This window comes from Chromobacterium phragmitis (assembly GCF_003325475.1).
Taxonomy (GTDB): domain Bacteria; phylum Pseudomonadota; class Gammaproteobacteria; order Burkholderiales; family Chromobacteriaceae; genus Chromobacterium; species Chromobacterium phragmitis.
Window position 1 is genome coordinate 4,486,923 of record NZ_CP029495.1, and the last position, 20,982, is coordinate 4,507,904.

Sequence of the window (20,982 nt, forward strand, 5' to 3'; positions counted from 1 at the left end):
CACGCTCTTGTCAGCCGGAAATGTAATTGAACAGCGACAGCTGCGCCACTTGGGCGTAAGTCTTCTGCGTGTACTGCAACGAGGTCTGGGTCATGGTGAATTCGGATATCGCCTGCGCCATGTCCAGGTTCTGCAGGTCGCCGACACTGGTGTTGTACTGCAGGTTGAGATTATCGCTCATGCTCTGGAGATTGGCGTTTTCCTGCTCGCGCGCGCCTATCGAGGCCAAGCCAACGCCCATTTGCTGGGCAGCGTTGCCGATTTGATCGATGATGGGCCCCAGTTGCGCGGCAAAGTTGGCCGGCTTCGGCGTCGTGCCCAATAGATTGTTCAGATTGATCAAGGCATCGAAAGCGGCTGTCGGACTCCCCCCCGTCGCCAGCGAGCCGAAAACGGTATTGCCCGGATCGGAAATCGTCATGAGGCGGGATGAGCTGACCTGCACGCTGCGCTGGCCATTATCGCCGTTGTAGGTGATGGTCGGCGGGTTGCTCATGTTCAACGTGAAGGGCGGCGTGTTGATCTGGTTGCCGCCGAAAAGATAATTGCCGATGCCGTCGGTGGCGTTGGCGTAGCCGACCAATTCGGTCATGCCTTCCTGCACGGTCTTCTGGATCGCCTGCAATTGCGCGGTCGACAGGGCGCCGTCGCCGGCATAGATCGCCTGGCTTTTCATCGAATTCAGCAAATCGATGGCCCCCTTGAGCGCGGTGTCCGAGTACGTGAGCCAGCTGTCCACCGCCTGGGTGTTGGCCTTGTACTGCGTATTCTGCCCGCTGGAGGTGTTCAGCAACTCGATTCGCGCCGCAGCGACAGGATCGTCCGATGGCGTCACCACCCGCTTCTGGTAGTCGATCTGCGTATTCACCTGCACCAGATGGGCTTGCAGATTCGACATATTGTTCACGCCGGACGTGTACAGGGTTGACGAGCTGATGCGCATGGCCGGTCTCCTTACATGATGTTCAGGATGCTGGAGAAGGTGCTTTGCGCAATCTGTATCACCTTGCTGCAGGCCTGGTAGGACTGCTGGTACTTGATCAGATTGGCGGCTTCCTGGTCCAGGTTCACGCCTGAATAATTCGAATTGTTTCTGGTAGCCTGATCCAAAGTCGTCTGCGCCGACGAATTCATCTGCCCCACCGCATAGCCCTGGTTGCCCGCGGACGCCACCATCGAGCTGTAATACACCTGATACGATTGGTTATTCACCAAGCCGATATTCTGCTGCGCAGTCAGTTGCAGCAAATTGCTGTTGTCGCCCGAAGCCTTCAAGTTCGCCGAACCGGCGACAGCGGGACCGACAGTGAAGGTCTGATTCAAATCCGGGCTGCCGGACAGTTGAAAACCGATGCCTACGTCAACAGGCGGCACAGCCGTGGTCTGCAGTTTATAGCCATTGGGCTGCGCAGGGTTGGGCACCACATTGTATGGCCCCCCGCCATTGGTGCCGACAATGGTCGCCGTCATCGTCACCGGCGCGGTCGCGGATGCTGTGACCGTCATGCTGGTCAAGCCGCTGGATGGGTGGGCCGTCTTGGCGGGGAAAACAGGCGGGTTCGCATTGATGTTGCCCGCATAGGTGCCCGGCAAAGTCGACCACACTCCGGTCATCTTCACTCCGCTAGTACCCCCTGCGGTGCCGGTCGGCACCATGTTGGACGTGGTCGCCAACAGTTTGGGATCGCCCATCAACACCTGGAACTGCCCTGCCGCGTATTGCGGATTAGTCGCAAAAGACGACAAATCGTTGAAAATGGCGGTGCCCGGCTGTGCGTTATAGTCCAAGCCCAGCGAGTTCTGGTAATTCATCGCCGCGGAGAAATTGATGGCCAACGTGCCCAACTGATTTTGCGTCTGCAGCAAAGTGCCGTCCCGAAAATTGAGCAATCCCCCCAATTGACCGCTCCCCAGCACGTTATTGGGGAGGATGATCGGGGAACCGCCATTCGGATTCACGAACCCGACCTGGCGATTGCTGGGATTGTTGGGATCCGATTGCGTCGTCAATTGATTCACGAGATTGCCGGCGACGATGGTCTGGCCCGACCCGATGCTGACGATGTATGAGCCATCGGTAGCGGTGGCGACCGTGGCGCCGACCAGCTTGTTCAACTCCAGCACCGCCTGATCTCGCGCATCGAGCAGCGTATTGGGCTGCGCCTGCGGCGCATTGGGATTGCCCCCTGTTGCGGATCCAATTTTCTGATTCAGATCGGCGATCTGCTTGGCCAGCGTATTGATGCTCTGCACCGTGGTGTCGATCTGGCCGTTGACGCCTTGCTGCATCTGCACCAACTGGCTGTTCATCGAAGTCATCGAGGTCGCCAGCGCCTGCGCCATGCTGAGCACGTTCTGCCGGATAGGCAGCGAAGCCGGCTGCTGCGACAGCGTCTGCATCGCGCCGAAAAAGGACTGTATCGCCGGATTCGGGCTCTGGGTGGAGTTGGCGATGGCGTTGTTGATCTGATTCAGCTGCTGCAATTGGCTGGAGTAGTAGCTGCTGTTGGCTTGCGCGCCTTGCACCTGAGTGCTCAGATACTGGCTGTAAGTACGCAGCACATTGGTCGCGTCCACCCCCTGCCCCAGATAGCCGAACCCGGCGTTCTGCGGCGTTCTGCCCGCCTGGGTCAGATACTGGACGTTGTAGCCTGGCGTGGCCGAATTGGAGATGTTGTTGCTGGTCACCGACAACGCGTTCTGCGCGACGTTGAGGCCGCTCAGGCCAATGCTGAATATGTCCGCTCCGACGATTGCCATGATAATCCCCTATCCTGCGTTCCTTATCGGCCGTTTCCGCCCGAACTTGATCAAGTCTTGGCGACTTGTTGCGCCAGACTCGCCGCCACATCCACCAGCTTACGCGCGTAGCGCGGGTCGGTGGCATAACCGCCAGCCTGCAGTCCCTGGGCGAAACCGTACATGTTCTGCCCTTGGTTCAACACGTTCTTATAACGCGAGGAGCCCTTGAGCACCTTGGCGTAATCGGAGAACGCCTCCGCGTAAGAGCCGTAAGAGCGGAAAGTCTCCATCCTCTTCTGCGGCGCGCCGCCCACATACTCGGTGGTCATGATGGTGGTCGTCTTGCCCTGCCAATCGGAACCGGCCTTGATGCCGAACAGATTATGGCTGTCCGTGCCATCGGCGTTGCGTATCGCCCGCTTGCCCCACCCGCTCTCCAGCGCCGCGTGGGCCACCACGCATTCCGGCGCCACGCCCAGTTGCTCCGCCGCGCCACGCGCGTGCGGCAACAAGGACGATGCGAAGCCCTTTCCGGTTCCGGACGGCTGCGGCGCTTGCGCCAAGCTGGCCACCGCGCCGTCCGCTTCCGACTGGGCGCTGCGATAAGCCTGCAGCATGCGCTGCCCCGCCGGCTGCGCCATCAGCGGGGGGCCAGCCAACCGATGCACGGCCGCGGTCTTGTCCTCGTCGGGGCTGAAGCCGGACTGCTTGGCGATCTGACGGTAGATCATGTCGCCCAATCCCAGGCCGCCATTGGCGCTCATCGCCTGGATCATCTGCTGGTCCGCCATGCCGCGAAACGTATCCAAGCTGTTGGAGTCATCCGATTCGTCGAACTTGGTCGCGCGCATGGACTTCAGCATCGTGCTCATCAGCAGCGATTCGAACTGAGCGGCTGTTTCCCGCGCCGCGGCTTTCGGATCTGACGCGGCCTTCGCGCGCAAGCTGCGCAAGTGGCCGGGATCGATCGCCAGTTGATGGCTGAGCGCGTCCTGCGGCAAAACGGACTGGAATTTGGCGGTCATGAATCACTCCTCGCCGCGTATAAAGCAACAATCATGCCATGACCGTGCCCAACATTAGATGATCTGCAGATCGGCCTTCAGCGAGCCGGCGGACTTCATCGCCTGCAGAATGGAAATCAGATCTTGCGGCGTCGCGCCCAGCGCGTTCAGCGCGTTCACCACCTGGGACAAATTTGCCCCCCCCTTCAGCCCCACCACCTTGCCGCTGGTGCTGTTGATGGTGATGTCGGCCTGATTGGTGACCACCGTTTTGCCGCCTGACAGCGGGTTGGGTTGGCTCACCTGCGGCGTGTTGTTGATGGTCACAGATAGATTGCCGTGCGACACCGCGCAGGAACCCAGCGTCACCGACTGGTTCATCACGATGGAGCCGGTGCGGGCGTTGATGATGACCAGCGGGGAAAGATCTGCCGGATCGACGGCAATATTTTCCATCCGAGACAGAAACTGCACCCGTTGATTGCTATCGAACGGCGCCCTCACTTCGATCAACCGGCCATCCACCGCGCGGGCGGTATCGAGACCAAAGGCCTTGTTGATCGCCTGCACCGCGCGATTGGCAGTGGTGAAATCGGCCTCTTGCAGTTCCAGATGAATGAACTCTCCATCGCCCAGCGCGGTGGGGACTTCGCGCTCCACCGTAGCGCCGGAAGGTATGCGGCCCACGCTCAACTGGTTGATCTGGGTGGAGCTGCCGCCGGCAGACGCGCCGGCGCCTCCAACCACCACATTGCCCTGGGCCATCGCGTAGATCTGGCCATCGGCGCCTTTCAGCGGCGACAGCAGCAAGGTACCGCCGCGCAAGCTCTTGGCGTCGCCGATGGACGACGCCGTCACGTCGATAGCCTGCCCTCGCCTGGCGAATGGGGGAAGCGTCGCGGTCAACGTCACCGCCGCGACGTTCTTGGGATCAATCTTGGTGCCGGGCGGCACCTGCACGCCCAATTGGTTCAGCATATTGGTCATCGCCTGCCCGGTAAACGGCGACGACGTCACCTTGTCGCCGCTGCCGTCCAGACCCACCACCAAGCCGTAGCCTATCAGCTGGTTGGGGCGCACGCCGCCGATGTTGGCGATATCCTTCAAACGCTGGGCCGACCAAGCCGGCAGCGCGGCCAGCAGCAGGCTGGCCAGCACGATCCATTTTTTCATCCACGCCATCCTTCGCCGCGCTCAGATAGGCAGCAGCGACATGAAAATCTTGGACAGCCAGCCCGGCTCGTTGTAGAGACGGTTGTTGCCCTTGGTTTGCTGTTCTATGCGGGCGTCCGCGATCTTCAGCGAAGATACGCCGCGATCCGGCGACACATCGCGCGGATTCACCACGCCTGACAGGCGGATGGACTCGGTATCGCTGTTGATGCGCACCTGCTTCTCGCCGCTGATCACCAAGTTGCCGTTGGCCAGCACATCGATCACGGTCACGGTGATGGAGCTGATGAAACTGGTCGCCACCTGATTATTGCCCTTGCCGGTATTGTTCGCCGAGCCCGAGCTATTGAAACTGGTGCCGCCCAGGCTGCTGGCCAGCCCGCTGGGCAAGAAGGGAAGCTTCACGCCGGCGGTGATGCTGGAGTTCTGCGACGAGGTTCGGGTATCCGTGGTCTGCTCCGACGCGGAAGTCGACGAATTCTCCTGGATGTTGACCTGCAACGTGTCGCCCACTTGCACCGGCATCGCGTCCTGGAACATAGGCCGATAGCTGGCCGCCTGGAAGATGGCGCCATTGGCCGGCAAGCCCACCGGCCTCGGCTGCGGCCGAGCGGTGGTCGGCGACTGCACCAGCGGCGGCTCTTGCACCACGCATCCGCTCAGCCACGCCGCCGCGCACAGCAACATCGCAAGTTTGGCTCTCATCGCCTTACTCCCCAAAATCGATTACAGGTTGCTCAGCTTCTGCAGCATCTGGTCAGCCGTAGTCACCGCGCGCGAGTTCATTTCGAACGAACGCTGGGCGGTGATCATGTTGACCAGCTCCTCAGTCACGTTGACATTGGACAATTCGAGAAAGCCGGACTTGATCGCGCCTCGGCTATCGGTTTGCGGATCGCCATCCTGAGGATCGCCGGAGGCTGCCGTCTGCAGGTACAGGTTGCCGCCGGTGCTTTCCAGGCCTTGCGGGTTGATGAAAGTAGTCAGCTGCACCGTGCCGGCGGTCTGCGGCGCGGTAGCGCCCGGCAGCGTGTATTGCACCACGCCGGCGGTGGAGACGGTGATCTGCAGCGCGTTGTTCGGGATATTGATATTGGGATTCAGCGGATAACCCATCGCCGTCACCACGTCGCCGTTGGAGTTGCGCTGAAACTCGCCATCGCGGGTATACGCGGTGGTGCCATTGGGCAGCAGGACGCGGAAAAAGCCGTTGCCGTCTATCTGCATGTCCAGCGGCTGGCCGGTCTGGCTGGGAATGCCCTGGGCATGAATGCGGGTGGATGCCACCGCCGCCGCGCCGGTGCCGATCTGCAAACCCGACGGCAAAGTGCTGCCATTGGCCAACTGCCCGCCCGGCTGGCGCAGCGTTTGATAATACAACTCCTCGAACACGCCGCGGCTGCGCTTGAAGCCTATGGTGTTGACGTTGGCCAAGTTGTTGGAAACCACGTCCAGTTGAAACTGGCTGGCGTCCATGCCGGTCTTGGCGATATACAGTGCGCGCATCATGGCGGTTTACCTTGTTCTTTCTCGTCCAGGCCTCAGCCCATGGACAACAGCTGAGCAGCCTGCTGGTCGTTCTGCTGCGAGGTTTGCATCATCTTGATATTCAGTTCGTACTGGCGGCCATGAGAGATCATCTGCACCAGAGCCTCCACGGAGTTGACATTGGATGACTCCAAGGTCTCCGGCACCAGTTTGACGTCGGCGTTGGCGGGCAGCGTGCCGCCGCCGTTCACGTGGAACAACCCGTCCTCGCCCTTGTACAGGTCCTTGGGGCCGGGATTGACCATCTTGATCTGCCCCACCAGCTGCGGCGCGCGATTGGCCCCGATCAAGGGTATCGCCATCACCGAGCCATCTTGCCCCAACTGCACCTGCGTGCCGGTCGGCACCGTGATCGGCCCGCCGTCGCCCATGATGGTGAGACCGGTGCGCGTGCGCATCAGGCCGTTGGCGTCCAGCGTGTAGCCGCCGTCGCGAGTATACGCCTCCTGGCCATCCGCGCCCTGCACCGCGAAGTAACCCGGCGAACCCAACGCGAAATCAGACGGATTGCCGGTATGCTGCAGCGGCCCCTGGCTGGCGTCGAAGCCTATGGTGTTGTCCACCACGTAGGTGCGGGTCGGCGCGCCGTCGCCTATCACCGGCAAGGCGCGAAAGGCTGCCAGGTCGGCCTTGAAGGCGTTGGTGTTGACGTTGGCCAGATTGTTGGCGGTGGTGGCCTGCTGCCAAGCTTCATGCTTGGCGCCCGTCATCGCCAGGTACAACATTCTATCCATGCTTCAACTCGCCGCTTAGATGTTCAACAGCGTCTGGACCAAGGTGTCTTGCGTCTTGATCGTCTGGGCGTTGGCCTGATAGTAGCGCTGGGCCGTGATCATGCTCACCAATTCATTGGTCAGGTTGACGTTGGAATCCTCCACCTGGCCGGATGACAGCGTGCCGGTATTGCCCGCGCCTGGACGATTGATGGTGTATGCGCCGGAATTGCCTGTCTGCACCCACAGATTGCCGCCCACATCCTGCAAACCCTGCGGATTGACGAAATTAGCCAGCGCCACCCGCCCTATGCTTTTGGTTTGGCTATTGGAAAAGCTGGCCTGAATCAAGCCGTCCGCCGAGATATTGATGCCCTGCAGCGTGCCGGGCGCCGAGCCATCCTGTATCACGGGATTGAGCGCCGCCGAAGTCTGGGCGATCTGCGTGGAGTTGGTGTAGTCAAGCGTGACCGTCTGCGGTATCGCCGCGCCGTTCAGCGGCGCCGTGGTGAATGTGATGGGCACCGGCGTGAAGCCGGTCAAGTTGCCGCTGGTATCGAAATTCAATGTGAAGTTGGCGGGAGAGGTCGCCGCATTGCCGTCCACATAGGCGTTGACCGTCCAGGTATTGCCGGTTGCCGCGGAGTTGGTCAACGAATAGTAAAAAGTCATCTGGTGCGAATTGCCCAAGCTGTCATAGACAATTTGACTATTCGGCCAATTATAGGAATTAGGATTGGCGGGATTGTTGATGGGAGCCACCGTCGGCGTCTTGCTGCTCGAGTTCAACTGAACAGGCATGCTCAGCTTGGTAGTAGCCTTAGGCGAAATCGAAGTCGCAGCCAATTGCAGCTTGCCGACGGGCCCTTCCGCGATATTGCCGTTCGCATCGGCCGTCCAGCCTTGCAGATAATTCCCCGCGGAGCTGACCAGATAGCCGGAGCTATTGACCTGGAACTGGCCGTTGCGGGTATAGGCCTGAGTGCCGTTAGGCAAGCCCATGATGAAAAAGCCGGCATTGTTAATCGCCAAGTCCAGGCTGCGGCCGGTGGAGTCCAGGTTGCCGTTGCCCATGTTCTGCGTTACCGCCTGCACCTGCACGCCGATGCCCGGCGTGGTGGCGGTGATGCCGTACAGGCTGTTGCCGTACAAGTCGCCGAACTCGGTTCGCGAGCTCTTGAAGCCGACAGTATTGGCGTTGGCCACGTTGTTGCCTATGGTGTCCAGCTGCACGGATGCCGCGTTCAGACCGCTCAAACCTTGTTGAAAGCCCATCTTACTGCTCCTCGTTAAGCTCTAGATCTCGGCGCGCGGCGCTCAGGACATCTGCGCGACATTGGCCAGCGGCACCTGGGAATTATCCGCCAGCACCAACATCGGCGTGCCATTCGCCCAGGAAACCGCTTTCACCTGCTGGGTGGTATAAGCTGTCGCGGTGGTGGACCCGGACTTGTCGATCTGCGTCACCTGAACCTGGAAGGTATACGCGCCATCCGCCGGCAGCGGGTTGCCGCTTGCGTCCTTGCCATCCCAGGAAAAAGTATTCATCCCCTTGCCCGGATTCTTCAACGGCACGGAATCCACGACATTGCCATTTTTGTCCAAGACATTGACTTGCACCGAGGAGGCGGGGCCGTTCAACAGCACGCCGCCCTGAACCGTTTGTCCGGCCGCGGGCATCGGCAACGCATTGCCCGCTATCAACACGTTCTTGTTGATCATGCTGGAGGCCATCAGCGACTGGGTGGCGTTCTGCGCCGACACTAGTTGCTGCATGGTCTGGTTCAGCGTCTGCAAGCCGGCTACCTGGCTGATCTGCGCCATTTGGCTGGTGATCTGGCTGTTGTCCATCGGATTCAGCGGGTCCTGCGCGTTCAACTGCGCAGTCAGCAGCCTTAGGAAATTGTCCTGCATCGCCTGGGCGCTGGTCGCCGACGAATTGCTGGAATTCGTCCCGGACTTGTTGACCGACGGGAGGGAACCGGCCGGCACCTGCCCGTTGTTCACATTGGTGTAGTCGAATCCGTTTCCGATGCCGTTGGTCGCTGCGGTAGCCATGGCCGTCACCCTTTAGCTGGTTTACTGACCGAGCTGCAGTGTCTTCTGCAGCAGGGTCTTGGCGGTGTTCATCATTTCAACGTTGTTCTGGTAAGCCCGAGACGCTGCGATCATGTCGGCCATCTCTTCCACCACGTTGACATTGGGCATGGTCACGTAGCCGCGCTCGTCGGCCAGCGGATTGCCCGGTTCGTACTTCAAGCGCGGCGGAGACTGATCCTCCACCACGGAGGTCACGCGCACGCCGGCGACCTGCGGCTGGGCGGTGTCCACCGGAATCGCGGTGAACACCACGTGCCGCCCCTTGTAAGGCTGCCCGGTGGAGCTGGTGGCGCTTTCCGCGTTGGCCAGGTTGCTGGCCACCACATTGAGCCGCATCGACTGCGCCGACAGCGCCGATCCCGAGATATTGAACAGATTGGACAAAGACATTCATCAACCTCCGGAGCCGTTGCCCTGAATCGCCGAGCTCAGGCCGCTGATCTTCTTGTTGAGGAAGGTCAGCGTGGTCTGATACTGCAGCGCGTTGTCGGCGAAAGCCCCGCGCTCCACATCCATGTCCACCGTGTTGCCGTCCAGGCTGGGCTGCACCGCGCTGCGGTATTGCAGCGGCACGCCTGAGCCGCCCCCGACCTGATTCGCGATGTGCCGCGCATTCGTCGTCGCCAACGCCAATTGCCCCTGTCTGTCCACTTGCGCCTGAAGCGCCGACTTGAAATCGAAATCCACCGCCTTGTAATACGGCGTTTCGGCGTTCGCGATATTGCTGCCTATCACTTCTGCGCGATAGGCCTGCAGATTCAACGCGCGCTGCTGAAAATCGAAATAGTGGGCAATCTTGTCTAGCATTGGGCGATCTCCTTGCTGGCCACACACCAAAGCATGAAGTGTGCCAGCTGCCGAAAGCCCCGAAAACCCAAGTTTTCACGCCCTTGCCGGCCAAAGCGGCAAGTTCGCCGCCCTTGCCGCGCCCGAAGGCGGCAAAACTTGCCGCCCTCGCCGATCCATGGCGCGCATCAAGAGATTTGAGGATTTTGCTTGCCCCTCCGGCCAAACCGTGCCAAAACCGACAATAATGCAAGTAAGTGGAAAGTCGGAGCTCGCGATGCTGGCTTTGGAACAATTACTTATCTCTTTGGCCGAGCCCTCGCCGGTGCAGGCTCAAATCATCACCAACGCGCTGCAAGGCATGGGCGCCTCGCAGATCGAGACGCACGGATCCGGCAGAGAATTGATCGAACAAGCCAGGCTGCGGCGCCCCAGCCTGGTGATCAGCGCCTATCATCTGCCGGACATCACCGGCGCGGAGCTGGTTCAGGAGCTGCGCGACAGCGAGGATCTGTACGACATCCCCTTCATCCTGATCTCCAGCGAAACCAATCCGGAAAGGCTGGAAACGATACGCCAGGCCGGCAGCCTCGCCATCCTGCCCAAACCGTTCACCCACGAAGAGTTCGAACAGGCGATGCAGTCGGTGATGAGCTTCCTCAACTGCGACAGCCTCGGCGCGGAGGTGGACGCGGACATGGCGCTGATGAACGTGCTCATCGTCGACGACAGCAGCACGTCCCGCCACCACATCCGCCAGGTGCTGGAGAAACTGGGGTTCGAGCACTTCTGCGAAGCCGCCAGCAGCGAGGCCGCCATCCCCTACCTGGAACAGGAACCGTTCAAGCTGATCGTCACCGACTACCACATGCCCGGCATGGATGGACTGGACTTCGCCCGCCACGTCCGCAGCAGCGGATTGCAACCCGACACGCCGGTGCTGATGGTCACCAGCGACAGCGACAATCTGAGCAAAGACGAGCTGGAGGACGCAGGCATCGCCGCCTGCTGCCAAAAACCTTTCGACATGGACAAGATGCGGGAGCTGATTCGCACCCTGCTCAACGAATACTGAGCGCTTGCCGCCGCCAGAAAAAACTCTCGGGCGAGCCCGGGAGTTTGTCATTTGAGATATGGGCTTGCTGCCGGCCCCTAGCGCGGCGCCACCCACACCAGGCGGGAATTCGCCTTCTCTTCACCAAAGGCCTGCCGGCGCCAGTAGCCCTGGCTGGCGTATTCGCCGCCGGCCAAGTCCGCCACGCGGCAAAAGGTGACCTCTCCGAAACCGGACTTCAGCAATTGGCTGCGCGCCTTCTGCCGCGTCTTGGCGCAAGAGGGATGAGCGGCGTCCGCCACCCAGTCCGCCGGCGCGGCGGATTCCCAGGCCTTGGCCAGTTCCAGCCTGGGCTGGGTCATCATCGCCAACCCATTCAGAACCGACGACAACAGGCTCAACCACTCCTCCGCGACACCCCCCAGCTGCGCCGCCAACTCTCCCGGATACTCGACCCGCACCAGTTCCACCTGGTCGGCGGCCTGCAGCCAGTTGACGCCGTCCGGCGCGAATCCCATCCGCACCAGCGTCAGCAACAAAGCCTTGCGCTCCGGCTGGTGCGCGACGAAGGCGCCGCCTTCTCCCGGCACATGCAGAAAAAACGCCGCGGCAGGCAAATTCAAAGTATCCGGCAGGTTGGAAGGCTGGCGAGTATGAGCCAGCGCGGAGGCCAGCGCGGCTTCCAGATGGGAAATCACCCTGCCATGGCGGACGAAATGTCCCCACGCCTCGGCCAACGCCAATTCGCATACGATAGCGGCTTGCGGAATCTCGAACACTTGCGCGGCTCGCTCCAGCTCACGCTTGATCACATCCTTCATTTGCGCCCGAGCCTCCGCCGCCTGAACCGTCTGGACATACAGCTGCCCCACTCGCTTGGCCCAGGGCCGGGTGGCGGCGTAGCGTTGCACGGCGTATTCCATTGCTCAGCTTCCTTCAAAATGAAAAAAGGCGGCATTGTAACAAACGCCGCCCCTCGCCCCAACCCGCAGCTTGCTTAAGCGCCAGCCTTCCCCCTGCGCGATACGGCCTTGTCCTGCACGATGCCGGAATACAGCCACTGGCGAAAATGGTTCAGCGTCATCGGCTTGCCGAAATAAAAACCTTGCAACAACTCGAATCCGTTCACCTTCAGATAATTCTGCTGGCCGGATGTCTCTACGCCCTTGACGATGACCCTCACCCCCAGCTGGCGGGTGGAAAGCAACAAGCCGTCCAGCACATTGCCACGCATGGTGTCCTGCCCCAACGCCGTCACAAAGCCCTTCTCCACCTTCAGAAAGTCGAAACCCCAGCGCCGCAGATAAGCTTTGTCCGCATAGCCTGAGCCGAAATCATCCAGCGCCAGCTTCACCCCTTCCCGCTTCAAGCGGCGAATCACGCCTTCCGCTGCGGGCGACTCGCCCAGCGGCGTGCGCTCGGACACCTCCAGCACCAGCACGGCCTGTTTCTCGCGCAGCATCGCCAGCATTTCGCGGCAATCCTCGATCAACTCCGGCATCGCCAGATGCTCGCCAGCGATATTGACGCCCACCATGAAGCCTGGAGGCAAGGCGACTTGGCGCAACTCTCCGCATACCCGCCGAAACAGATAACGGGTCAGCGGCACGATCAGCCCCGTCGCCGTCGCCGCGTCTATGAACAGATCCGCCCGCACATTGCCCTGCACCGGGTGACGCCAGCGAGCCAGCACCTCGACGCCCACGCACTCTCCCCCCGCTGCCGCCACGACAGGTTGGTAATGCGCGAAGAACTCCTGATTGCGTATGCCTTCCAGTATTTCCCAATCCGCCGCGCTTCGCGCGCCGGCGCCTCTCCGCAACCAGGCGGCGAACAGCGCCGCCGCCAAGGCGGCCAGCAAAACGACTTCCAGCACCAGCGCCAGACCCCGCCCATGCAAGGCATCCGGTTGGATCGCGCCCAGCCGCCACGGCAAGATCAGAGACAGCGGCACAAACAGCAACAGCGCCAATCCATACACCACTCCGGCGCGGGCGCCCATCGCCCGCCTCGACAGCCACAAACCCAAGCCACCCCCGATTCGCATCCGCTCGCCCCCAGTCTGCGCCTATAGTGCAGTTTAGCGAGAGAGAAGCCCTTCGCCAGCGCAGGAAGCGCCGCCCAAAGGACGGGTAAAACTTAAATTTCCAAACACAGCCAATCAAGACGCAAACAATCAAATACTTACCCAGCCATTTTTCAGAAAACAGTTGCCCCAAGCCCACAATTAATGTACAGTCCTGCCTCTTGCAATTTCACCGGGCACATCCACCCCCTCGCCTCGCCCGAGTGTGTTCTTCATCGTCCCTGACCATTTTCAGGCTTCGTCCATGCTTGAGTCGTTTAGACTGGACTGCTGTTCGCCGCTTGCCAGGTTGGTGCCGATGAGTTGCGGCCTAGAAGGCGCCGCCTAACCGCCACGAAACCTGGCTTAAAGTGATGCCGGCACACAGCCGGCCTGAAAGGACATCATGACGTTCTCCGATCTGGGCATCGCCCCGACCATCCTGCGCGCGCTGGAAGCCGCCGGCTACCAAAACCCGACCGCCGTCCAGGCAGAAGCCGTTCCCGCCGCCATCGCCGGCCGCGACCTGCTGGTTTCCGCCCAGACCGGCAGCGGCAAGACCGCCGCCTTCCTGCTGCCCGCGCTGACCAAGCTGTCCGAGCGCTCCACCGCCAAGGGCCAAGGCCCGCGCGTGCTGGTGCTGACCCCGACCCGCGAGCTGGCGCAGCAGGTTGAGAAGAATGCGCTGGAATACGGCAAGGACCTGCGCTGGATGAAGACGGCCTGCCTGGTGGGCGGCTCCTCCTTCGGCTACCAGATCCGCGCGCTGAGCCGCCCGATCGATCTGATCGTGGCCACTCCGGGCCGCCTGATGGACCACATGCGCTCCGGCCGCATCGACTTCTCGCGCTTGGAAATGCTGGTGCTGGACGAAGCCGACCGCATGCTGGACATGGGCTTCATCGAAGATATCGAAGCCATCGTGAAGGCCACCCCGGAATCGCGCCAGACCGTGCTGTTCTCCGCCACGCTGGACGGCATCGTCGGCCGCATGGCTGAAAAGATGACCCGCGATCCGCAGCGTATCGAGATCGCCCGCACCGAAACCTCCGGCGGCACCATCGAAGAACACCTGCTGTACGCGGACGACCTGAACCACAAGCACCGCCTGCTGGACTACATTCTGAAAGAATCCGGCTTCGACCAGTGCGTGATCTTCTCCGCCACCAAGGCTTACTCGGAAGAGCTCGCCGACAAGCTGTCCGACCAGGGCTATTCCGCCGCCTGCCTGCACGGCGACATGCCGCAAAGCTGGCGCAACCGCACCCTGAACGACCTGCGCCGCGGCCGCATCAAGGTGCTGGTGGCTACCGACGTGGCCGCCCGCGGCATCGACGTGCCGACCATCACCCACGTGGTGAACTTCGACCTGCCGAAACAGGCTGAGGACTACGTGCACCGCATCGGCCGCACCGGCCGCGCCGGCCGAGACGGCACCGCCATCACCCTGGCGGAATCCAAAGAATTCCACAAGGTGCGCCGTATCGAGCAGTACCTGAAGCGCCAGATCACCGAAGGCGTGATCGACGGTCTGGAACCGACCCGTCGCCCGCCCAAGGGCCCGCGCCGCAACGGCAAGCCGGGCGGCTACGGCGATCGTCGCGGCAGCGGCGGCAACCGCGGCGGCTACCAAGGCAACCGTCGCGAAGGCGGCTACCAAGGCCAGCGCCGCGAGGGCGGCTACCAGGGCAACCGCGGTCCGCGCAGCAACGCGCAGTAAGGTTGGCCTTCAAATGAAAAACGGCGGGAGCTTCCCGCCGTTTTTTGCATCTTCCCCCTTCTATTTCGCGCTTGCTGCCGGCTTGCACAGCATCGAAGTCGGAGAATAGAAACTGCCGTTCGGCAGTTTGCGGCTGTCAAAGGTGGTGCCGCCAAGAAATAGCCCCTTCCCCGGATTCACAACATTGGATGGCCAGGGAATGATGTAATTGATCTTGGAGTTCGCGGAATCGCCTACGCTAGTGTAAGAAAACGACACATCGCCGGCGAACTGAATCTGCCCAGTCTTATAAACCACCCCCCCGAATGGCCCTCCCTGCCTGACCCAACCAGATATCGTCATTGTCTTGTCCCGGATCTCGATTGACGATATCGAGCCGCCGCTCCCCGCGGCGCCAGCCTCATCGCCCCAGGAGCCGCTGGCGGTAAAGCCGACCAGGTCCATATAGCCCGTTACCTTGTAACCATTGACATTGCCCGCAAGCAACAAGCGACTGGGTGATACCGCTCCGATATAGTTGATGGCGGCATTGGTGTTTTGCTGGCTGAAACCACTGCCGGTGATAGCGAAACGCGCATCGCAGTCCTTGTTGGAGTCGGCGCGGGCAACCGCGCTGCCGATCGCCAGGATGGCGCCCGCAGTCACAGCGAGCAGAAATGGAAACTTCATCACGGATCCTTTCTCGTAGTTATCGGGCACGCCTTCCAATCGAGGGCTGCGCCGGGTTGGCTTTGACCGGCTAGGCCAATGAAATTCCATTGGAATATAAATAACCATCAGCGTATTTGATTTTCATCAAAAATGAATGAACTCGCACTACGCCAGGCCAAAGCCAACATCAACCACGTCCCATGGGGCAGCCACTGCTCGCTCCAGCGCCAGGATTGACTGATGTCCGTCTCCTCTGGCGACAAGAAAGCGATGCCGTCATCGCGCCCCGGTTCAGCGGTCACGCCGTTGCAAACGCCGCCCGGCGCATTGAAATAGCCCGTCTCGTAATGCGGATTGTTGCGGCCATGGCCCTGCCACATGCTGATATCGAAGGGATTGCGGCCCAGTATCCAGTCCACCGCCCCCTGCGCGTAGGCATGCAGGCTGCCGGACTGCTCCGGCCAACGCGCCGCGCCCTGCCAGGCTGCGGCGGCCAGCGAGGCCACGCGGGCGTTCTCCCCCTGCCACCAATAACCGCTGGCGTTGCGCTGCGGCATGAAGAAACGGGCGCCCTCGATTTCTCCCGGGGCCACCACCCACTGTCTTGGGTAACAGAAGGGATTGCCCGCCTCGCTGCGGGCCATCTCGCCCTCCAAACCCAAGCGCCAGCCCCGCTCCGCCTCCCGCACATAGAGGCCATCCGGCAACGCCTCCAGATAGCGGGCCAGCGCCAGATAAGGCAGGCCGGCATCCGATGCGTGGCAAAAGCTGCGGCTGCGCGCGTTGTCCAGCCAAAACCATCCATCCTCGTGCTGCCGCTCCAGCAGGCAAGCCGCCCGCTCCGCCGCCGCATCGGCGTAAGCGCCATCGCCGCTGGCGGCGTAAAGCTCGCATGCCGCCAGCAAGGCGCAGTAATCGTCAATCAGGTTTTCCTCGCCATCCGGCAGATAGTCCCTCCCGCGCTCCTGCAAGTGCGCAAAGCCGCGCCGCGCCGCCGCAAGATAGGCGGCGCGCGCTCGCTCGCCGTCGCGCGGCAACCGGGACGCCGCAGCCAGCGCCGCCACCGCCATGCCGCCGCCCTGGCGCCAGCCGGCCTGAAAGGCGTCTGAACGCAAGCCTTGCTGAGTGGAATAGGCGCACAAGCTGCGCCGCGCCTCGTCCTTGCTCCAGCCGTCGAACAAGGTCTGGTAGAAAAAACCCGACTCATGCTGCATGCGCAGCAAGAAATCCGCGCCATGCGAGGCTTCGTCCACCATGCGTTCGTCGAACCACTTTCCCTGCGGCGGCAACGCCTGCCTCGCCCGGATCAGGCTCCAGACCAGCAATGGCGTCTGCTGCGGGTTCAGATGATTGGCATAGGACAGGTGGCTCAGGTATTTGGAGCAGTCGCCGGAGGCGTCGAACCAGCCCCCGCGCGCGTCGCGCCGGACCGCGCCGCCTTCCTCAGGCGCCGCGCGGTCAGCCATGTCATATAAGCCGCTGCAGCGTTGGGACTTGAAATAGAACAGCAGATCGGACAGCTTCGCCGGACCATACAGTGAATCGGCGACTTCGAACGGCGCCGACACAATCGGCGGCCCCTCGCCTTCCAGCCACAACTGATACCCACCCGGCTCACGCAGCGCGTCGAGATCCGCCCGCCAGTAATGCCCGTCGCCCCAGCCATCCACAGCGCCCAGCGCGCGCAACGGCGCGCGCAACACCACCCTTCCGGCAGAATCCAGCACTGCCGCGCAATCGACGACCGCATCGGCGGGCCCCTGCAGCAACGCCGGCTTGGCTGCCGCGCTCTCGAACCCCAGATGATTGAACAGGAACCGCATCGTCATCGCCCCCTCCAGCCTGCCGGCCGCCTGCGGCTCAGCGCCGCCCGGTCTTCAGCAAAGCCTCGTACTGCGGATTGAACTCGTCGAACACCAGAAGCGCCGCGGCGCCCAGCGCCACCACATCGCGGCCGGCGCTGCCCAGCCGCAGCCGCTCGCCGCTGCAATTGCGCACCGACAGCGGCAACGGATGCAACCTCGCCACCAACGCCTCTTGCCAGTGAGCCGGCAATAAGCCGCCGATCACCACCGCATCCACGTCCAGCAGCGACTCCAGAATATTGATCGCCTGCCGCAAGGGGCCGACGGCCGCGTCCAGCCAGCGCTCCCCGGCCGCGTCCACGCAACGTTCGGCCAAATGCTCCGGCGTCGCCTGCGGTCCGCCCGCCACGCCCAGCGCCTCGTACAGCGCCTGCAGCGACACGTAGCGCTCCAGGCAGCCATGGTTGCCGCACTCGCAGGGACGTCCATCGGGCACCACCATCATGTGCCCCACCTCCCCGGCGTTGCGACGGCCGCCGGTATACAACCTGCCATCCAGGAATAGCCCCGCCCCCAGGCCGCCGCCGACGAAGAGGTAAACGAAATTGCGCAGCTGGCTCGCCATGCCGTACAGGCGCTCGCCGATGGCCGCCGCGGTGGCGTCCTTCTCCAACAGTACCGGCAAGCCCAGTTTGCTAGACAGCGCGGCGGCATCCACCCCTTCCCAGCCCGGCAAGGTCGTCGGACCGACCGAGGTCATGCCCTCCACGCCGAACGGCCCCGGCATCACCAGTCCCAGGCCCAGCATCCGCGACCAGTCCAGACCCGACTCCTGCTTCAGCCGCTCCAGCAGGCTGGCGATCAACGGCATGGCGTCGACAGGCGCGGGCCGATCCACCGGCGTCTCCAGGCGCGCCCTCGTCTTGCCCGACAAATCCAGCACCAGCGCCACCAGCATCTGATGATCCAGCTGCATCCCAACCGCGTAGGCGCCGTCCGGATTGAGGCGGAGCGGGACCGCCGGCTGCCCGCGCGCGCCATCGCGCATGGGCTCGCCGGCCAGCAGCATGCCGCCATCCATCAACTCGGCGACGATATTGGACACCGTCTGCGGCGTCAGCGCGGTCAACCGCGCCAGATCGGCCCGCGTCAGTTGGCCATTGAGGCGTATGGTTTCCAGAATCGCGCGGCGATTGTGCGAGCGGGCGTATTCCAGATTGGTGCCTGACACCGTATGCGGCGCGGAGGGGGCGAGAGGGATTTTCATGAACGGGGAGTATGACGAGGCCGCCCGCTCCGCACAAGCCGTTGTCATTTTTCAACACTTAATTAAATCAACTTGACGAAATAATATTCCGCTGATTTACTTCAAACAATACAAATGTCATAAACAAAGGCGGGCGAGCCCCGACGCAGGATGGACCCAGATATTCGCTATCAGATAGGCGTGGACGGCGGCGGCACCGGCACACGCGTCCGCCTGCTCGCCGCCGACGGCTCCTCCCTTGCCCTGGCGGAGGGTCCCGCCTCTGCGCTGTCGCAAGGCGCCGCCAAAGCTTGGCAAGCCGTCAGCGCGGCGATAGAAGCCGCGTTCCTCCAGGCTGGCTTGCCCTCCCCTCCCACGGCCGAATGCGCGCTTGGACTGGGCCTGTCCGGCGTGCACAACCGCCAATGGGCAAGCGAATTCGAACGCTTGGCTCCGCCCTACTCGCGTCTCCTGCTCGCCACTGATGGCTATACCACGCTGCTGGGCGCCCATGGCGGCCAGCCCGGCATCATCGTCGCCCTGGGCACCGGCAGCATAGGCGAGGCGCTGTATCCGGACGGCAGCCACCGCGAAGTGGGCGGCTGGGGCTACCCCAGCGGCGACGAGGCCAGCGGCGCCTGGCTGGGCCAGCGCGCCGCCCAACTCACCCAAATGGCCTTGGACGGCCGCCGCAGCCACAGTCCGCTGACGCGCGCGGTGCTGGAATTCGTCGGCGGCGACTGGCAAGCGATGATGCATTGGAACGGCCGCGCCACGCCGGCCCAGTTCGCCCGGCTGGCGCCGCTGGCGCTGAGCGCCGCCCGCGTCGATCCCGAAGCAGACGCGCTGCTGCGCCAGGCCGGCGAGGACGCCTGGAGCATCGCGCGCGCGCTTGACCCCTCCGGCGAGCTGCCGGTGGCGCTGTGCGGCGGTCTGGGACGGGCGCTGCGCGACTGGCTGCCGCCCGGCTTCCGCCAGCGGCTGGTTTCCCCTCGCGGCGATTCCGCCATGGGCGCCTTGCAATTGCTCAGGCGCCCGGTCCGACAATAAAGGAGAAGACAATGCAACCATTCCGCCCCGCGCTGGCTGCGTTCGCGCTGCTGGCATGCAGCCTGTCCGCCCATGCCGACAAAGTCCGGCTGGAATTCTGGACCGACTCGCTGAAACCGACCTTCGACGGCTATTTCGCCAGCGCGAAAAAAACCTACGAAGCCCAGCATCCTGACGTGGAAGTGCAATGGGTGGACGTGTTCAACGACACCTTCGAAACCAAGCTCAACGCCGCCATCGCCGCCGGCAAACCGCCCGCCCTCGTCAACCACGACGTGCCGCGCCTGTTCAAATACGCGCAAAAAGGCACGCTGATCCCGCTCGATGCCGCGCTCGGCGCGGACAAGGCCGCCTATCTGCCCAACGCGCTGGCCGATCTCAGCTTCGGCGGCAAGCTGTATGGCCTGCCGTGGTACAACAACATCAATGTGCTGGTGATCAACGGCGAGCTGTTCAAGAAAGCCGGCCTGGACCCGAAACGGCCGATCGCCAGCCTGGACGACGAACTGCGCCTGGCCAAGGTCATCAAGGCCAAGACCGGCGTGCCCGGCCTGCTGCCCCAGTTGGGCCAGATAGACGGCATCCTGCTGGGCCAGGGCCTGCCGCTGATCCAGAACGGCAAGGCCGTGTTCAACAGCCCCAGGCATGTCGCGCTGATTCGCCAGTTCGCCGACGCCTATAAAGCCGGCGCGCTGGCCAAAGACAACCTGTTCGCCGACGACAACTACCAAGCCAGCATCAAGCTGTACAACAGCGGCCGGCTGGCGATGATGGAAACCGCGCCGACCTCCGCCCAGCGCACCCAGAGCGACGCGCGCAACATCTACGCCGCCACCGTGGTGCAGCCGGCGCCGCTGGGGCCGACCAAGATCGCCCAGGGCGGTTATCTGTTCAGTTGGGCGGTATCCAAAGGACTGCCGGCGCGCACGCAGCAGGAGGCAGTCAAATTCGCCAAATTCCTGACCAGCGACGCCCAGCAGCTGACCTTCGCCAAGGTGACCGGCGCGACATTTCCATCCACCCGGCAGGCGTTGGCGGACAGCTATTTCGTCAAGACTTCGGCCGGCGGCGGCGCGATAGAAAGCTCTCGCGTCGAAGGTGCCAAGGTGGCGCTCAATATCCGCACCCTGGTGCTGACCGGCGTGCCCAATGTCGCCGACCTGAAAAAGAACCTGGTCGACAACGTGGAGGCCGCCGTCACCGGCAAGAAAGACGCGCAGAAAGCGCTGGACGACGCCGCCGCCTTCTGGAACAGCCGGCTCAAATAGACCGTCCGCGCATGACTTTCCCTCTCGCCCCCTCTCCGAGTCTCCCGGGAGGGGCGC

The 20,982-nt window shown here is 62.5% G+C and carries 20 protein-coding genes; 4 read left to right on the forward strand and 16 right to left on the reverse strand.

Translation table 11 applies throughout. The features are described from left to right. Positions 1-10: 10 nt before the first annotated feature. The 11 genes from flgL to flgB are packed head-to-tail and all read right to left on the reverse strand — an operon-like array spanning position 11 to position 10,087. Positions 11-943, reverse strand: a complete 933-nt coding sequence (gene flgL / locus DK842_RS21160; protein ID WP_114063250.1) for a flagellar hook-associated protein FlgL — start codon at positions 941-943, stop codon at positions 11-13. An 11-nt stretch (positions 944-954) separates the two neighbouring features. Continuing rightward, the gene (gene flgK / locus DK842_RS21165; protein ID WP_114063251.1) at positions 955-2,760 is read right to left on the reverse strand and encodes a flagellar hook-associated protein FlgK; all 1,806 of its coding nucleotides are present in this window, start codon (positions 2,758-2,760) and stop codon (positions 955-957) included. A 50-nt stretch (positions 2,761-2,810) separates the two neighbouring features. Continuing rightward, complete coding sequence (gene flgJ / locus DK842_RS21170; RefSeq protein ID WP_114063252.1) at positions 2,811-3,767, reverse strand: flagellar assembly peptidoglycan hydrolase FlgJ; 957 nt, start codon at positions 3,765-3,767, stop codon at positions 2,811-2,813. Between the two features lie 54 nt (positions 3,768-3,821). Beyond that, a complete protein-coding gene (locus DK842_RS21175) occupies positions 3,822-4,919 on the reverse strand; it encodes a flagellar basal body P-ring protein FlgI (RefSeq protein ID WP_114063253.1) in 1,098 nt (365 codons plus the stop codon). 21 nt (positions 4,920-4,940) lie between these two features. Next, the gene (locus tag DK842_RS21180; RefSeq protein ID WP_114063254.1) at positions 4,941-5,624 is read right to left on the reverse strand and encodes a flagellar basal body L-ring protein FlgH; all 684 of its coding nucleotides are present in this window, start codon (positions 5,622-5,624) and stop codon (positions 4,941-4,943) included. A 21-nt stretch (positions 5,625-5,645) separates the two neighbouring features. Next, complete coding sequence (gene flgG / locus DK842_RS21185) at positions 5,646-6,428, reverse strand: flagellar basal-body rod protein FlgG (protein WP_114063255.1); 783 nt, start codon at positions 6,426-6,428, stop codon at positions 5,646-5,648. Positions 6,429-6,460: 32 nt separating this feature from the next. After that, a complete protein-coding gene (locus tag DK842_RS21190; RefSeq protein WP_114063256.1) occupies positions 6,461-7,201 on the reverse strand; it encodes a flagellar basal body rod protein FlgF in 741 nt (246 codons plus the stop codon). Positions 7,202-7,216: 15 nt separating this feature from the next. Further along, positions 7,217-8,455: a flagellar hook protein FlgE gene (gene flgE / locus DK842_RS21195; RefSeq protein WP_114063257.1), complete on the reverse strand. Its 1,239-nt coding sequence runs from the start codon at positions 8,453-8,455 to the stop codon at positions 7,217-7,219. Positions 8,456-8,497: 42 nt separating this feature from the next. Then, positions 8,498-9,238: a flagellar hook assembly protein FlgD gene (locus tag DK842_RS21200; RefSeq protein WP_114063258.1), complete on the reverse strand. Its 741-nt coding sequence runs from the start codon at positions 9,236-9,238 to the stop codon at positions 8,498-8,500. 21 nt (positions 9,239-9,259) lie between these two features. Continuing rightward, positions 9,260-9,670 carry a flagellar basal body rod protein FlgC gene (flgC, locus tag DK842_RS21205; RefSeq protein WP_114063259.1) on the reverse strand — a complete coding sequence of 137 codons (411 nt, stop codon included), beginning with the start codon at positions 9,668-9,670 and terminating at the stop codon, positions 9,260-9,262. Positions 9,671-9,673: 3 nt separating this feature from the next. Beyond that, positions 9,674-10,087: a flagellar basal body rod protein FlgB gene (gene flgB / locus DK842_RS21210; RefSeq protein WP_114063260.1), complete on the reverse strand. Its 414-nt coding sequence runs from the start codon at positions 10,085-10,087 to the stop codon at positions 9,674-9,676. 256 nt (positions 10,088-10,343) lie between these two features. Here flgB and DK842_RS21215 point away from each other — a divergent pair, with 256 nt between their 5' ends. Next, complete coding sequence (locus DK842_RS21215) at positions 10,344-11,141, forward strand: response regulator (protein WP_168194950.1); 798 nt, start codon at positions 10,344-10,346, stop codon at positions 11,139-11,141. A gap of 77 nt (positions 11,142-11,218) precedes the next feature. On the opposite strand, the gene DK842_RS21220 is transcribed toward DK842_RS21215, so the two are convergent. Both DK842_RS21220 and DK842_RS21225 read right to left on the reverse strand, forming a co-directional pair. Further along, positions 11,219-12,043, reverse strand: coding sequence for a hypothetical protein (locus tag DK842_RS21220; protein WP_114063262.1), 825 nt, complete (start codon positions 12,041-12,043; stop codon positions 11,219-11,221). Positions 12,044-12,117: 74 nt separating this feature from the next. After that, on the reverse strand, positions 12,118-13,167 hold the full coding sequence (locus DK842_RS21225) for an EAL domain-containing protein (protein WP_232538551.1): 1,050 nt from the start codon (positions 13,165-13,167) through the stop codon (positions 12,118-12,120). Between the two features lie 424 nt (positions 13,168-13,591). Between DK842_RS21225 and DK842_RS21230 the strand changes: the two genes are divergently transcribed. Beyond that, positions 13,592-14,905 carry a DEAD/DEAH box helicase gene (locus DK842_RS21230; protein WP_114063264.1) on the forward strand — a complete coding sequence of 438 codons (1,314 nt, stop codon included), beginning with the start codon at positions 13,592-13,594 and terminating at the stop codon, positions 14,903-14,905. 60 nt (positions 14,906-14,965) lie between these two features. Here the strand turns inward: DK842_RS21230 and DK842_RS21235 are convergent, their stop codons facing one another. The 3 genes from DK842_RS21235 to DK842_RS21245 all read right to left on the reverse strand — a co-directional run bounded on the left by DK842_RS21235 (position 14,966) and on the right by DK842_RS21245 (position 18,628). Then, positions 14,966-15,574 carry a hypothetical protein gene (locus DK842_RS21235; protein WP_114063265.1) on the reverse strand — a complete coding sequence of 203 codons (609 nt, stop codon included), beginning with the start codon at positions 15,572-15,574 and terminating at the stop codon, positions 14,966-14,968. 107 nt (positions 15,575-15,681) lie between these two features. Beyond that, positions 15,682-17,385 (reverse strand): glycoside hydrolase family 9 protein, encoded by a 1,704-nt coding sequence (locus DK842_RS21240; RefSeq protein WP_232538552.1) that lies wholly within the window; start codon positions 17,383-17,385, stop codon positions 15,682-15,684. Positions 17,386-17,416: 31 nt separating this feature from the next. Further along, complete coding sequence (locus tag DK842_RS21245; protein ID WP_114063266.1) at positions 17,417-18,628, reverse strand: ROK family transcriptional regulator; 1,212 nt, start codon at positions 18,626-18,628, stop codon at positions 17,417-17,419. Positions 18,629-18,778: 150 nt separating this feature from the next. On the opposite strand from DK842_RS21245, the gene DK842_RS21250 reads away from it, so the two are divergent. Both DK842_RS21250 and DK842_RS21255 read left to right on the forward strand, forming a co-directional pair. Continuing rightward, a complete protein-coding gene (locus tag DK842_RS21250) occupies positions 18,779-19,657 on the forward strand; it encodes a BadF/BadG/BcrA/BcrD ATPase family protein (RefSeq protein WP_114063267.1) in 879 nt (292 codons plus the stop codon). Between the two features lie 11 nt (positions 19,658-19,668). Further along, entirely contained in the window at positions 19,669-20,925 is a 1,257-nt protein-coding gene (locus tag DK842_RS21255; protein WP_114063268.1) for an ABC transporter substrate-binding protein, read from the forward strand. Positions 20,926-20,982: the final 57 nt, after the last annotated feature.

Bases quoted from the DNA above. Each gene is read 5' to 3' on its own strand.
- DK842_RS21225 (WP_232538551.1), bottom strand. From the start codon at position 13,167: ATGCGAATCGGGGGTGGCTTGGGTTTGTGGCTGTCGAGGCGGGCGATG.
- DK842_RS21245 (WP_114063266.1), bottom strand. From the start codon at position 18,628: ATGAAAATCCCTCTCGCCCCCTCCGCGCCGCATACGGTGTCAGGCACC.
- flgK (WP_114063251.1), bottom strand. From the start codon at position 2,760: ATGGCAATCGTCGGAGCGGACATATTCAGCATTGGCCTGAGCGGCCTC.
- DK842_RS21180 (WP_114063254.1), bottom strand. From the start codon at position 5,624: ATGAGAGCCAAACTTGCGATGTTGCTGTGCGCGGCGGCGTGGCTGAGC.
- flgJ (WP_114063252.1), bottom strand. From the start codon at position 3,767: ATGACCGCCAAATTCCAGTCCGTTTTGCCGCAGGACGCGCTCAGCCAT.
- DK842_RS21175 (WP_114063253.1), bottom strand. From the start codon at position 4,919: ATGAAAAAATGGATCGTGCTGGCCAGCCTGCTGCTGGCCGCGCTGCCG.
- flgG (WP_114063255.1), bottom strand. From the start codon at position 6,428: ATGATGCGCGCACTGTATATCGCCAAGACCGGCATGGACGCCAGCCAG.
- flgB (WP_114063260.1), bottom strand. From the start codon at position 10,087: ATGCTAGACAAGATTGCCCACTATTTCGATTTTCAGCAGCGCGCGTTG.
- DK842_RS21190 (WP_114063256.1), bottom strand. From the start codon at position 7,201: ATGGATAGAATGTTGTACCTGGCGATGACGGGCGCCAAGCATGAAGCT.
- flgC (WP_114063259.1), bottom strand. From the start codon at position 9,670: ATGTCTTTGTCCAATCTGTTCAATATCTCGGGATCGGCGCTGTCGGCG.
- DK842_RS21215 (WP_168194950.1), top strand. From the start codon at position 10,344: ATGCTGGCTTTGGAACAATTACTTATCTCTTTGGCCGAGCCCTCGCCG.
- flgE (WP_114063257.1), bottom strand. From the start codon at position 8,455: ATGGGCTTTCAACAAGGTTTGAGCGGTCTGAACGCGGCATCCGTGCAG.
- DK842_RS21220 (WP_114063262.1), bottom strand. From the start codon at position 12,043: ATGGAATACGCCGTGCAACGCTACGCCGCCACCCGGCCCTGGGCCAAG.
- DK842_RS21250 (WP_114063267.1), top strand. From the start codon at position 18,779: ATGGACCCAGATATTCGCTATCAGATAGGCGTGGACGGCGGCGGCACC.
- DK842_RS21230 (WP_114063264.1), top strand. From the start codon at position 13,592: ATGACGTTCTCCGATCTGGGCATCGCCCCGACCATCCTGCGCGCGCTG.
- flgL (WP_114063250.1), bottom strand. From the start codon at position 943: ATGCGCATCAGCTCGTCAACCCTGTACACGTCCGGCGTGAACAATATG.
- DK842_RS21200 (WP_114063258.1), bottom strand. From the start codon at position 9,238: ATGGCTACCGCAGCGACCAACGGCATCGGAAACGGATTCGACTACACC.
- DK842_RS21235 (WP_114063265.1), bottom strand. From the start codon at position 15,574: ATGAAGTTTCCATTTCTGCTCGCTGTGACTGCGGGCGCCATCCTGGCG.
- DK842_RS21240 (WP_232538552.1), bottom strand. From the start codon at position 17,385: ATGACGATGCGGTTCCTGTTCAATCATCTGGGGTTCGAGAGCGCGGCA.
- DK842_RS21255 (WP_114063268.1), top strand. From the start codon at position 19,669: ATGCAACCATTCCGCCCCGCGCTGGCTGCGTTCGCGCTGCTGGCATGC.